This window comes from Faecalibacterium langellae (assembly GCF_002549775.1).
Classification (GTDB): Bacteria; Bacillota; Clostridia; order Oscillospirales; family Ruminococcaceae; genus Faecalibacterium; species Faecalibacterium langellae.
In genome coordinates this window covers 616483-629815 of the sequence record NZ_NMTR01000021.1, presented here as the reverse complement: position 1 = coordinate 629815, position 13333 = coordinate 616483, and the positions used below count along the sequence as shown (strand labels likewise).

At 60.0% G+C, this 13333-nt stretch carries 6 protein-coding genes; all 6 read right to left on the bottom strand.

Features of this window, described 5'->3' with window-relative positions; all coding sequences use genetic code 11:
* Positions 1-13: 13 nt before the first annotated feature.
* Positions 14-436: a YcbK family protein gene (locus CGS49_RS11480; protein WP_097801938.1), complete on the bottom strand. Its 423-nt coding sequence runs from the start codon at positions 434-436 to the stop codon at positions 14-16.
* A gap of 48 nt (positions 437-484) precedes the next feature.
* Positions 485-1255 (bottom strand): DUF6273 domain-containing protein, encoded by a 771-nt coding sequence (locus CGS49_RS11475; protein ID WP_097801937.1) that lies wholly within the window; start codon positions 1253-1255, stop codon positions 485-487.
* A gap of 12 nt (positions 1256-1267) precedes the next feature.
* Positions 1268-2434 carry a hypothetical protein gene (locus tag CGS49_RS11470; protein WP_097801936.1) on the bottom strand — a complete coding sequence of 389 codons (1167 nt, stop codon included), beginning with the start codon at positions 2432-2434 and terminating at the stop codon, positions 1268-1270.
* Between the two features lie 119 nt (positions 2435-2553).
* Complete coding sequence (locus CGS49_RS11465; RefSeq protein WP_097801935.1) at positions 2554-2820, bottom strand: type II toxin-antitoxin system RelE/ParE family toxin; 267 nt, start codon at positions 2818-2820, stop codon at positions 2554-2556.
* Positions 2817-3083 (bottom strand): AbrB/MazE/SpoVT family DNA-binding domain-containing protein, encoded by a 267-nt coding sequence (locus CGS49_RS11460; RefSeq protein ID WP_097801934.1) that lies wholly within the window; start codon positions 3081-3083, stop codon positions 2817-2819. Before CGS49_RS11460 ends, CGS49_RS11465 begins: the two co-directional genes overlap by 4 nt.
* 115 nt (positions 3084-3198) lie before the next feature.
* Entirely contained in the window at positions 3199-13326 is a 10128-nt protein-coding gene (locus CGS49_RS11455; RefSeq protein ID WP_143405862.1) for a hypothetical protein, read from the bottom strand.
* Positions 13327-13333 lie beyond the last annotated feature (7 nt).

The following is a 13333-nucleotide window of genomic DNA, read 5'->3' as shown; positions in this document are numbered from 1 at the left end:
TTCTCACCCCCTCTCAGCCGGTCCACCGGCTCTTGGCGGCCCGGACGTCCACATGTACAAAGGCGCAGTTCCGCACGCCGGTCTTGATGGGGTAGATGCCGATGCCTCCGGAGTTCGGCATAAGGCTCTCCACATACTCGGCCAGTTTGGTGATAAGGACCCCCTGGATGTAGATGTCCGCAGCCTTGCCGTACTGGTGTTGGCTGAACTTCGCACCGCCTACTTTCTTGCTCAAGTTGTAGGCAGCCGTCCGGTAGGCCGAGTTGATGACCACCGGCCTGCCAAAGTGGTCCCGCACTTTCTGCAGCAGCGTCACCAGTTCGCTGTCGATAAAGATCGGGTCGCTGCCATCGCGGCAGCGGAACTCCTTCACCTGAAAGTTCTTGCTCAGATAGCGGCCGCCATCCTTCGCAAGCGAATAAACTTCTAATGCCATATGTACTACGTCCTTTCTGTTCAGGCCGTCTTCGGGCGGTCTGCTTTTTTATGCTGCAATGATGTGTCCGGTGTCGTCCACCAGCGTGGACGGTGGCAGGATCATGCAGGGGCTGACACCATGATTGCTGCCGTACCGTGTTGCCGTAACACCCCTACTAGTAACCGAATAAATATAATCCGTCTTGGAGTAATACGACGATCTCGTCCAGCAGCCACTCCAGCTACTAACCCCATTTTGCTGGAAATAAGCTAACCTCGTGCCTTCAACATTCGCATCCGGTGCAGCTCTATCGCAATCGAGTTCAGAAACGGACAAAATGAATGCTTTGGTGCTCAAACCTTTCGACCCGCTATGAACGTACCCACTGGATGCGCCATCGCTGGTGTAATAGGTATACGGGATTTTCACCGTCTTGATTGCGCTCCGAATAGCGGCATCAATCAAGTTATAGAATGTCCCGTTGAGATACGAGTGGATATAGCTCTCCGCGTATCGGTTATAGGCCGAGTCAAAGCGCATGCTTGTGTAGCTGCCCAACATCAGCAGCCACACCCCGTTGCAGCTCTCATCATACTTGCTGCTGGGCAGGCCCTGGTGTACCACTAGCCACTCATAGTCCGTGCCGCCTACCGCAATCTTGACGGTGCTGCCCACAGCCAGAGTGCCCAGCGGTGTGCCGCGCTGGTACCACAGGCGGGCGGTGCCATTTGCGTCACCCACATAAGCTTTTTTGACGGTCCGTGCCACGCCATCCACACCCACATACAGGCCCTTGATCTTGCGCGCCACGCCGTCAATGCCGATATATCCGCTCATGCCACCACCTCCTTACTGGTACACCAGATACACAGCCCCTGCTGTCAGCGCGCTGCTGCCTGCGGTCAGGTCGGTGGTGCTGGCGGTCACTTGCGCGGGGCTGTACCCCAGCGCTGCCGCAACATTGTCGGATGTCACAGTAAGCGTTCCGTCCTCCTCAACACTGAGGTTCTCCCCCACCTTCACCAGACCCAGCGTGTCCGCCGTCGCGGTCGGGATGGTGTAGCTTGTCTGCTCCCCGCTGCCAAGGGTCAGGGTCAGCGTCCGGCCATTCAGGGCAACGTTCTTCACATACGCTGCGCCGCCTTCCTCCACAGCCCCCACGTCGGCCGCCGTCATCGGCGTGCTCTTTCCGGTGCCGCCGTGCTCCACAGCCAGAACGCCGGTCATGTTTTCCAGGCTCGTGGTGTCCTTCGTCTGCAGGGTCTGGGTGCTGCCGTCGCCGAAGGTCAGCGTCAGCGTCTGCCCCACAAGGCGCACGGCCTTCACATACCCGGCGCTGCCTTCCGGCACCGCGCCCAGGTCGTCGGCGGTCAGTGTCACCACGCCGCCCTTGCCGTTCACGCTGCGCACCGCCCCGTCCGAAGGGGCCGTCAGCTCTGCCCGTTCCGCCGCTGCTTCGGCCCGGTCGGCATCGCTTTCCACGCTCTGCTGCGCCACCACTGCCTGCGCGGCCGCCGTCTGGGCCGTGTTCTGCGCCATCTGCGCAATGGCCGCGTCTTTTTTCGCACTGGCCGCACTGTTCCGCGCCTCTTTCGCACTGTTCTGCGCACTGTTGGCATAGACCAGCACCTGCGCCACAAAGGTCTCATACTGCGTCGGGCTGATCTCGGCGTCGCCGTCGGTGGCAAGCGTCTCGTAGCAGTCGTATTTCGTCGGCCGGGTCAGTGCCCGGTAGCCGTCCTCGCCCAGCGCCAGCAGCATCCAGCTGCCGCACTTCGCGGCCGTGAACGCTTTGCCCACCGCCACACTGTGTTCTTCGTCCAGCAAAATGGGCGCAGGCAGCGTGCCGTCCTGCTGCTGGATGTGCAGCGTCACGCTCTTGCCCTGCCACTCCTCCGGCAGCTCAAAATAAAGCCGCTCCACGTTGGCGCTGGACTGCCCGCCCAGGTGCAGCACCCGCATCTCCGGGCAAAACTCCACCCCGCTGAATTCCTTTCGGATGATCTTCACCCGCATGGTTTTTCCCTCCTTCCGTCTTGTGTCCAGCGTATCACAAATCATGCCGGCGCAACACTGCGGACTTTTTCGCACACACAAAAAAAGACCCACGGTTTCCCGTGAGCCTTTCCTATGGTTCAGAATTGATTCAAAATATCATGGTGTCCAATGTCCAGCAGCAAAATGATGGTGTCGCCATCGTACTCCCAGATCACTCGCACATCCATGTTCACGCTGAACTCAAACAAATCTGTTGTTCCCTGAATACGCTTTGTCCGCAACGACGGGTACAATGGATCCATGGTCAGAATTTCCAGCTTCTTTTTCAGCTGTGTCCGTTCCGCTGCATTCAGTTTTTTCAGGTTTTTGATAAATCGCCTGGTGTATGTGATCTTATAGCTCATTCGTCTGCACCGTCCAACATATCAAACAGTGCGTCCACGTTGTCAAATACCGGCTGCTCTCCGGCCGCGATCTTTGCCTTTGCCTCGTTGATTTCTCCGCGCAGTTCGTCCAGATACTTCTTCGGGTACACGGCCACCGGCATCAGCTCAATGACGCCGTCCTTTTCCACGATCTCCAGTTTGTCGCCCTCACGCAGCCCCATTCTCTGCACAATGTCCTTCGGAATGGTGATCTGTGATTTCGTCCTCAGTTCGGTCAGCATCGTTGTGCGCTCCCTTCTTGTAAGATTTTCTCACTTTCTTACTTTTATTATACTCCACTTCCCGCAGAAAGCAACACCCCCGGCAGAGATTTTCCGCCGGGGGCCTTTCCTCTCCTTATCTCACCGCTGCATACGGGTCTTTTTTCTCCTCGCTTTCCGCCTTGTCCGCCGCCTTCACCCACTGGGCAAAGGTCTTCTCCGTGTACAGTGCCTTGCCGTCCGCGTCCACCAGTGCCAGCAGCATGGTCTCCATCTGCTGCCGGTCGGCGTCGCTGCCCGCAAGGTACTCTGGCTTTGCCGTCTCGGTGATCTTTCCCTTCAGCGTCGAAGCGCTCTTGCCTGCCTTCGCCAGCCGGTCGTACTCCTCCTGTACGGCACTGGCGTCCCAGCTGTCCACGGCTTCCACAAGGTCGTCCGTCGCGCTGGAGTTGTCGCCTTTCAGCAACTTGTCCGCCAGCTGGTTCACCGCGCCGGTCACGCAGTCCACCACGTCCCCACGCTTTCCCTTCGGCAGTCTCAGCGCATCGCTCAGCTGCTCGATCATCTGCATTTCCAGCTCATACCGTTTCTGGTCATCTCCCGCATTCTGCGCCTCGGCCGCTGCCTTCACATTCGCGTCGTACTTCACCAGCCGGGTCTTCAGCTGCTTGTAAACGTCTTCTCCTTTCCCCATCTCGTTCAGCTTTTCCACCGCTGCCTTTGCCTCGTCGCTGTCGCCGCTGGCATAGGCATTGTACAGCCGGTCGTACTGGCCGGTGGCGCTCTGCGGCACCGAGTTGAAGCTGAAGGTCCCTCCGTGGGCAAGGTTTTCGATGTCTTCCACATATCCCTGCACGGCTTCCACGATCTTCCGGCCGTTGCCGTAGGGTACGCCCGCCACTTCGAAGCCGTCCTCCAGCAGGGTCATGAACCGCTGCATCAGCTTGTCGTGGTGCTGCTGCAGCTGCCCCTCGTCCATTTCGCCGGTGTCCTTCCGAAACTCCTTGAAGAACTTCTCCACATCTCCGGCCAGATCGTTCACCACACTGATGCTTGCCGCGCTCAGCACGTCGTAGTCTTTGCCGTTCATCGCGTTGTCGATCAGGCTGTAGAGCTCACTGCCGTAGAGGAAGTTGCCTGCAAAGCTCTCGGTGTAAAGGCTTGCGAACCGCTGCCACATGCTCTTGGCGGTCACGTCGCCGTTCTCGTCCTGCTCCCGGTCCCACCGGTGCAGCAGAAAATCCGCGCCGATCTTCATCACCGCGAACACAGCCGTCTGCGCCACCTGGCTCACAATGGCCCGGTTCCGCTGCGCCGCAGCCCGCTGCAGTTCCGCCTTGTTCTCCTCGCTCTGGTTCTGCCGGTAGCGCTCTGCCTGGGCGTTGTAATCGCCGATGGCGTCCGCCAAAATGCCGTAGTTCTGGAAGCGCTGGGTGGTAAACATCGTCAGCTGCTTCAGCAGTTCGTTGGGGTTGCGCTGGATGCCCGCCCGCTGCATCACGGTGTAGTTGGGCTGGGTCTGCTCGATCACCTTCTGGTATGTGCGGCTCACCGCTTCCCAGTATGCCGGGCTTCCGGTCACGTCCGCACCCTCAAATTCGGCCGCGTGGCTGCGCACATACCGCTTACTGCCTTCCCACAGCGCTGCCACCGTGATCTCGTCCATGCCGTTGATCCAGCCGGTCAGTGCCGTCGGCAGCTTGTCCATGGCCTTCTCGGCCACTGTTTCGCTCTGTCCGATGCTGGCAAGTTCGCCCTTCTGGCTGCCGCGCTTGCGCCAGTCCAGCAGTACGTCCCCGTGCTCTCTGATCTCCGTTTCCAGCGCCGTCCGCGCCTTGGGCGAAAGGTTTTTCACAAAGGGCACCACCGCTGCCATGGTATCCCCGCCCAGCACCGCCGCTGCCGTCGGCAGGCTCGCCGCCTGCGCAATGGCCACGCCCGGGTTCAGGGTCAGCACCGCGCCCGCGTAGTTTCCGCGCAGGTTTCCCAGCACCCGGTTTGCCGTACTGGGCCGCTTGCGCTGGGTGGTCTGCAGGTCGGTCAGCAGATCGTTGATGTAGCTCACCGCGTCTCGGCCCCACTGCTCCTTGATGATGCCGTTCTTCAGGTTGGTGAGCCCTTCCTGTGTCTCCACGCTGCTGTTCAAAATTTTCTGCACATCCCGGATGGGCGCTGCCAGGCCCGCATAGGCCGCCGTGTCCCGCAGGCTGCGCTGCACCACACTGCTGCACTCCTCCAGCAAAATGGGCTGGCTGCTCTTGACGCGGTTCTTCAGAAAGCCCCGGCCCTCAATGGTCGCGTCCAGGTTCAGGCCCTCGATCTGGGTCGCCAGCACCGACCGGTCCACCGCGATGGGGTAATAGTTCTTCACGGTGGCCCGCTGGTAGCCCACCAGCTGCAGACTGGTCTCGTTGATGAGCTTCGTGGTGTAGTGGTCAAAAAAATCCTTCATGTCCGCGCACCACGCCCGGTCGTAGTCGCTCATGGCCGCTTCCACGGTCTGCAGGATGCTGTCCGCCGTGGGCGTGCCGTCCGCATTTGTCAGCATGCCCAGGTGTACGGTCTGTCCCTTCTGGTAAGCCTGCTCAATGTCACCTTTGTTGTACAGCTTTGCATCCGGGATCACAAAGCCGCCGTTCATCAGGTGCTCGATGCTGTCCTTGTTCTGCAGGTGCATGTACAAACTGCACAGCTGTGCATGGGTCAGTTCGGCTTTCTTTCCCTTCACATCGGTCAGGCCCACGTCCACAAGGTCTGCGCCCGGGCCTGCAAAGGCCTGCATCTCTTTCACATGCTCTTTTCCGGTCACGTTGGCAAAAAGCTTTTCGCCTTCCACGGTGATCTTCGTCTGCCGGTACTGGCCGTCGTTCAGCATGTTGGCCATCTTTTCCATCTGGCCATTCTTCGCATAGCCGCCCAGCATCCGGAAGACCCGCTGGCCGCCCAGCATGTCCAGCTGATACTTCGTCAGCAGATTGCGCACGCCGTCCAGCTTTCCGCCGGGGTGGTTGCCCTTGCTCTGCCGCACCTCGCTGGCTGCGCCTTCCGCGATCTTGCTCACTTCCTCGGCCTTTGCCAGGCTCAGCGTCTTGTTTGCGTTCTTGATCACATGCAGCGTGCTGCTCGTGATGGCTTTTAGCATCCGCATCTGATCCACCGTCATGGGCAGATAGGTGCGGTTCTCGGTCTCCTTGATGCGCTTGCGCAGCCGCTCCTGCAATGCCCGCGCCTTCTCGCTGTCCGGCAGCGCCTCGGCGGCGGCCAGCTGTTCGTGCAGCCGGGTCAGCTTTGCGTCCTTTGTCGCCTGCAGGTCATCCCGCAGCGTCTGGATCAGGGTATCCACGCCGGTCTGCTTCCATTCTTCGGTCATGGCATTGGGGCTGTTCTCGCTGCCCGCGCTCTGCCGGATCTGGTCCTGCAGCCTCGTCAGCTGGTTCACGGCCTTGTTGTTCAGAATGGTCATGTCCGCCAGCTTCGCCACCTGTGCCGCCGCATCCACAAGGTTTTTCTGCACATACTTGTCCTTCGACGGCCGCAGCAGCATCTGGTTCAGCTGGGCCGCGTTCTGCCGGATGCTGCGCTTCAGCTCGTCCATCTTCCGTGCGTCCCGTGCCCGCTGCACCCGCTTTTCGGCCACCGCTTTTGCAATGGCAATGTCCTCGTCCCGCTGCTGGCGTGCTGTCTCAATGGCAACGGCATTTCGCTGCGCCTGTTTCTGTTCAAAGGCTGCCCGCTTGCGCTCGTTGTCCGCCTCCCATTCCATGATCTCATTTTCCTGTACCAGCAGCGAGTATTCCGCCTTGTCCGCGCGCTGCTTTTCCTGCCGCAGCTGCCACGCCAGTTCGTTTTTCTCGCTGCGCAGCTTCTGCATTTCCAGCTTTGCTTCGTCCAGCATCTCCTGCCGTTCGGCCTTCATGCGCTTCACTTCCTGCTTCATCTCCCGCTCGTAGCTTTCCCGCAGGAAGGTCAGCTTTTCGTTCAGGTTGCCCACGTTGGAAGTATCCACGCCCAAGGTCTCCAGATTCTCGTCCAGCAGCTTTTCAGCCTGTGCGTTCTGCCGCTGCAGTTCGGTCATCTGCTGCACCTCGGCGCTCTGGTTTGCCGCACGCCGGTTCTCGTACATCCGGCGGTTGAACTCCCGCTGCTGCGCCTTCTGCACGTCTTTCAGGCCCTTCGTCACTTCGGCAGCGCGTTCTTCGCTGCCCGCCGCAGCCTGTGCCACCTGTAGGTTGTGCCGCTGGATGCCCTCAAAGATGGCCTGGGCGTCGGTCATCTCCGGTGTGTTCAGAATGTCCCCGATGATCCGGCCCGCCAGCTCCACCTTGGCGTCCTCATACTCGGCGTCGTCTGCAAACCTGCTCTGCGTCGCGGGCTTGATGGCGTCGTGCAGGTTCATCAGCACGCTCAGCCATTCGGTGCTTTCCATGCTCATTGCACCGTCCACTCCGGCCTGCTGCGCCGCTGCCTTCCACAGCGCCTTCGCGCCGTCGCTGGTGCCGCCCACGGCCCGGTTGTCGTTGATCACGCTGTCATACTGCTCCACGGGGTTGCCGTCCCGCACGCCTTCGGCCTGCCGCAGGCTCACGCCGTGCTTCCGGGCTTCAGCCACCGCTGCGCTCCAGCTGCCGTATGCCTTCACCAGTTCTGCCTTTGCCTGTCCCGTCTTGTTCACGGTGTATTCCAGCTTGTGCAGTTCCGGGTACTCGTCCCACAGTTCGCTGTTGCGGTAGGTCGCCCCGTCCAGAATTTCGCCTGCCAGCGTTTCTGCCAGCGCCTGGCCCTTCTCCATGTCCGCGCCGTCCGCCTTCAGGTACTCCACCAACACTTCGGTCTCCCGTGCAAGCTTTGCCCGGTCCACCCTGCTGCCGTTGGCCTTTGCCCAGCGGCTGGCCAGCCCTTCAATGGCGCTCTGGCTCACCTTCACGCCCCGTGTCAGCCCAAAGAACTGGCTCAGCGTGTCCAGCGCTGCCGCCTTGTCCGCAATGGCCCGGCTCGCCGTCTGCTGGTCGTTCTTCTTCGCGTCCCGGCTGGCCTGCTCTGCCAGCTGATAGCGGAACTTCGCAAGGCCGCTTTCCTGTGCCAGCTCTCCGGTCCGGTAATAGTCCCGGATTTCCCGCACCACGCGGTCAGCGTCCACCCGGCCGCTGTACTCCTTGCTGGCCGCCACCCGGCCGTCCGCCGTAGAGATGTCCAGCGTGAACTGCCTGCGTGCGCTGCCCAGCTCCTGCGCCATCTGCCGGATCTGTTCCAGCTGCTGCGCGGTGGGTGCCGTGTCTGCCGAAAGGTCGATGCCAGGTCCCTCGGCCATCACGCGCACGTTGCCGTCCAGCAAAAATTCATTTAAGGCTTCCGTTCCAGTCTTTACCTCCGCCGGGCCGAACACACTCATGATCTCCCGGTGGTCGGTGTCTCGGGTGCGGTCATTCTGGGCAAAGTTCAGCATCTGACCGTCCGGCAGGATGTACCCCGCCCGGTTGAAATCCTCGGTCGTACCAAACTGTTCCTTTGCCAGTGCGCGGCGGTATTCTGCCTTGCTGCCGTAGGCTTCGGCCTTTGCATCATACGCCGCCTGTTCTGCCTTGCCCTCTGCCGCTCTTTGTTGCTGCATCCGGGCATTGACCGCTTTCATCCGGTCGTCCAGCGCGGCGCTCTGGTCATCCAGCTGCGCCATGCGGGCATTGTAGTCTTTGCGCTTTGCAAGGTAATTCTGGTATTCTTCGCTGTCCCGGTAGGCTTTTGCTTCCGCAGAAAAGATGCCCAGTGCTTTCTTCTTCGCTTCGATTGCCTTCACTGCATCGCTTTCCAGCCAGGCACTGCGTTCTTCCTTCAGGGCCCGCCGCTGCTTGTCCAGCTGCTGCTGTTCGTCGCGCAGCTTCGTCAGCTCGTCTGTCTCGCTCAGCTGATACCGCACATTTTTCTTCAGCGTCCCGTTATTTCCCTTGTTTTCGGCGGTTTCCTGTGCTATACTTGTGTCAGAAGATACTTCCTGAGCAGCCATAGCGCTGCTCCGCACATCCATCGGGAGATGTGTGGGAGTATCTTCTTTTTTTGTCGGTTTTCCGGCATCGTCAAATGTCACATAACTACCATCCGACCAACACACTTCGTGTGTATAAAAAGCTTTTCTGCCGTCTTCTCTTGTGTAAGAGTTCACAATTACCGCTTCGTTGATTCTGGTTTCATCCATAATTACCGGCCCAGCAAAAACATATGTGTCATAGCCCTTGCCTTGCCAGTTTTTTTCATATCCAATCTGATTGCCGTTACGAATCACTCCCGGAATAGCTGCGACCGCAGCCTGCTTTGCTGCACTATTTCCATGACGCACTGTTTTATTCGCGCCATAATGCTTTAATTCAACGATTCCAAAGTTTTCTCTTTCCACTTTATTTCCGATCGAATCGAAAAAAGCATCAATGTTCTCAACATTCTCCCTCGCGTTTTTCCCGAAATTCACCTCATTTCCACGGATTTCCGCTACCGGCTCCATTTCTTCCAGTTCACCCAGATGATCGTTCATCTGTTCTGTCAGAGACTCGCTGTCCTCATGCAGCTTGAATCGTGTTCCTTCCGCCGCACCCTTGTTCTCAAGGGCTGCGGCGTTTTCTTTTGCACTCCGCAGGCTGTCCAGAGCCTTTTCCGCGTGGGCAAAGTATTCGTCCTGCAGCACCCGCTTTTCCGCTTCGGCCAGGCGCTGTGCCCGCAGGGCCGCTTTGTTCTCCGGGTCCTTGGCCAGCACTTCCTTTGCGCGGCTCACGATGTCGCTCAGCAGTTCCTTCACCTTGTTCATCACTTTGCGGATGGTGCCTGCCCGGCCCGCATTCTTCTCAGCCTGCTGCCGCTGGAACTCCACCCAGCGCTTGAAGCTTGCTTCATCGCTGAAGATGCCGCGCCAGGCGTCCGCCACCAGTTCTTCCGCCGCCTGTTCATAGGTCAGGCCCTGCTGTGCATAGTCCGCAGCTTTCTCCCGGATCATCGCGTCGATGTTCTCATAGCCCTCGCTCTTGGCCAGAAATTCCAGCGCGTGCTGCTGCAGTGCCTGTGCGCCTTCGGCGTCCAGCGAGTTGTACCAGTGGTAGTCCTCGTGCAGGATGGTGCCGAACACGTCCTCGGCGCTGTCCGCAAAATAGATTTGTGCCACCTCGGTGTCTACATAGGCTTTCACCCGGTCATTGCCCTGCAGCACCGTCTTCAGCACTGCGTCGGTGTCCGTAGCCCGGGCGTTCAGCTCGATCAACTGGGTGCCCACATCGTTTGCCGTGCGCATGGTCCCCTTATAAAGCACCCGTCCGCTGCCGCTGGTGCTCTTTTCGGTCAGTTCTCCGCCCAGGGTCCCCCGCTGCATGCTCCCGGCTTCCATCTCGCCGTGCCCCTGCAGCCACGCCAGCTGTAAAGCCTGCCTGCCGCCGTCCTGTGCCAGCACATACTCGGTGTTCACCGCAAGCCCGTTCATGCCCTGCGCCAGCTCCATCGCCTTGTCAAAGGTGGTCACATCTTCCATCTGGCCCAGACGGTACAGACTGCTGGCTGCGGCCGCATACCGCTCGGCATCTCCAATGCCCACCGGCATGTTTTTGCTGATGGTCTCGCTCGCCGCATCCGACACCTTCCAGCGGGTCAACTCCTGCTGCACCTGCCGCTGCTGTGTGCTCCGGCTCTGCTGCGTCAGACCGTAGGTCTCCCGCAGCCCGCTGTGCTGTTCTGCCGGGCTGCTTTCCACCGTTTCCCCGGTGTTCTCCACAGCGTTCTGCTGCGCAGCATGGCTTTCTGCCTGCGCCTGCCGGTGCAGCTGTTCCGGGTCAAACAGCAGTGTCTTCGGGTCTTCCAGGTCTACTTTCTGCACCGTTTCGGTCCCGTCTGCAAAGCGCACTGTCATGGTGTCGTTGCTCAGGCTCACGCTGTAGCCCTGCCCGCTTTCCGCCTGCTGCGCCGGTGTTTCCGCTGCGGTTTCCGCAGATGCAGCCGCTGCCTGGGTGCTCTGCTGCTGTGCTGCCAGTTCCCGCAGTGTCTGACGCGTCTTTGCCGCTGTCTCCGGCAGTTCCATGCCGTATTCTTCCGCAAACGCCGCTCGGTTTGCTTCGTTCGCCGCATTCGGGGTAAACAGGTTGATGGTTTTTCCGGTCAGTTCCCCGTCCGCCATGGCAGCGGCCAGCTGCTGCACCGCCTGGTTTTCGCTGCGCACCGTCTGTGCCGTGCTCTGCGCGCCCATCGCTTCCTGTGCAGCCTGCACCATCTCTGCAGCCTGCTGTGCCTGCATGTCCGCCGGGCTCAAGGCTTCCCCCTCGGGGGAAGCTGTCGCCGAAGGCGACTGATGAGGGGAAGCCGCGTGCGCGCTTTCTTCCTGCTCTGCATTCCTTTGAGAAAGGCTCTCCCCTCGGGAGAGCTCCGTTGCAGCTCCGGCATCGCCGGACTGCAGCGGTGAGAGGGGTCCGCCCGCTGCCGCATCAAACCGGGCGTTCATCTTGCCCAGCCCGGTGCCCACAGCGCCGCCCAGCGCACCGGAAGCGCCGCCGGTCAGGCCGCTTTCCACCGCGTTCAGGAAGGTGTCTTTCTTGAACAGGTTCTGCGCTGCTTCACTGTCGCCCAGCCAAGCATCGATCAGTTGGTCTGCATAGGTCTCCACAAAGGCCTGCATGGCGTTGTCCACGCCGCCCGAGACGGCGTTCGCGATTGCCGGGTACTGCTGCGCCAGCGGGCCGTTGTCGGCCACGCTGCGCACCAGGTCTGCCAGTTTGCTCGCCAGCGTGTCCTTGGCGCCGTCCAGCCCCAGCGTTTTGGTCAGGTCTGCCACGCCCACGCTGTTGATCAGATACCCCGCGCCGAACTTCAGCGCACCGTTTTTCGCTGTTTTATCTGCGCTGTCATGCCGTTCCATGCTTTGTATCAGTGCATCTGAAGCGCCGGAGCCGCTCAGCATCATCAGCACTGCTTCCGGACCCATCAGTTCCGCCACAGTCAGATTCTGCGCTGCACTGCCCACGATGCCCAGCGCCTTCTGTGCCAGCGGTGAAAGGCCGCTCAACGAAGACTGTGCGTATCTTTGCCCCTGCTTCGACCACTGATATCCGATGCTCTTTTCCGGGTCCATTTTTGTGCTTACTTTGGTCAGCTGATATCGGCCGCGCATTTTGTCGATTTCGTCCTGGCTGTATCCCATCTTCAGCAAGTCAGCATCTTTGTCCCGGAAGCTCCCCGAAAGACGGTCATCTCCTGCTTTGATCAGCCCTGTCGGGTTCAGCTCATCGCCTGTCACGATCAGCTCCAGCAATGTTCTCTGGCGCTCGTCTCCCGCAACCTCCTCTCGCAGTGCGTCCAGATTTTTCAGGCTGCTTTCTCCGTCATTGGCTTTCTGGGCCAGGCTTTCACCTTCGCCGATAAGCCATCCCATCGGCGAGTCCACCCAGCTGCCCACAAAGTCAAATGCCCGTGTTCCAACTTTCTCCAGCATGGAAACACCGTCATAGTCTTCGATGTATTTCCGTGCTTCCTGGATTTCTTTTGCTGTGTAGCCCATCCGCAGCAAATCGCCATTGCTATATTTCGGCGTTTTGTCTCCAGCATCCTGTGTCGTCCAATCCGATTCCTTGATGCCGGTCGCCGTCTCCAGCTGATTGCTGGTCATCCGCATCAGGTCCACCAGTTCCCGGTGGCGCGGGCTTTCGTCCATCCACTGGTTCAGCTGCCGGAACCGGCTCTGGTTCAGTTTCTGTGTTTCTTCCGTAAACACATCTTTCTGCGCCTGCGCCATAGCGCCCCAGAGGCCTTCTTCTCCCCTGGCAATGGCCGCGATACGCTGTTCTTCGGTCGGCTTCACCGTGCCGCGCACCTGCGCCGCCGGGGTGCTGCTGCCAGCCTTTCCCAGCCATTCCGGCTGTTCCGTGCCGCCCCGGATTTCGGCAGGCTGCACAATGCCATTCTTTCCCGGGTAGGCCTGCAGGTTCCCGGTGCCGTTCTTCGCCACCTCCAGCTGCAGCTTCGGGTTCGTGCTGCGTGCACTGCCCGTGCTGCCCATCATCTGCGCCAGCACCTGCCCGCCCAGGCTTCCGGCGGTGGTCATGCCGCTGGCTGCCGTTGCCCGGGCGGGAGTTCCTGTCTCCCAGCTTTCCCGCGCTTTTTTGATTCGTTCAGGCGTCCACTCTCCGCTTGTTTCCTTCGGGGACGCTTTGGTTTCTGGCGCTTTGGTCGTCTGTGCTGCGGGTTTCTGATTTCCCGCTTCCCAGTTTTCTCTTGCCTTTTTCAGTCGCTCCGGTGTCCACGTTTCCATGTTTACG

What these genes read in the sequence shown, in the direction of transcription:
- CGS49_RS11470 (WP_097801936.1), bottom strand. Translation starts at nt 2,434, where the DNA reads ATGCGGGTGAAGATCATCCGAAAGGAATTCAGCGGGGTGGAGTTTTGC.
- CGS49_RS11455 (WP_143405862.1), bottom strand. Translation starts at nt 13,326, where the DNA reads ATGGAAACGTGGACACCGGAGCGACTGAAAAAGGCAAGAGAAAACTGG.
- CGS49_RS11465 (WP_097801935.1), bottom strand. Translation starts at nt 2,820, where the DNA reads ATGAGCTATAAGATCACATACACCAGGCGATTTATCAAAAACCTGAAA.
- CGS49_RS11475 (WP_097801937.1), bottom strand. Translation starts at nt 1,255, where the DNA reads ATGAGCGGATATATCGGCATTGACGGCGTGGCGCGCAAGATCAAGGGC.
- CGS49_RS11480 (WP_097801938.1), bottom strand. Translation starts at nt 436, where the DNA reads ATGGCATTAGAAGTTTATTCGCTTGCGAAGGATGGCGGCCGCTATCTG.
- CGS49_RS11460 (WP_097801934.1), bottom strand. Translation starts at nt 3,083, where the DNA reads ATGCTGACCGAACTGAGGACGAAATCACAGATCACCATTCCGAAGGAC.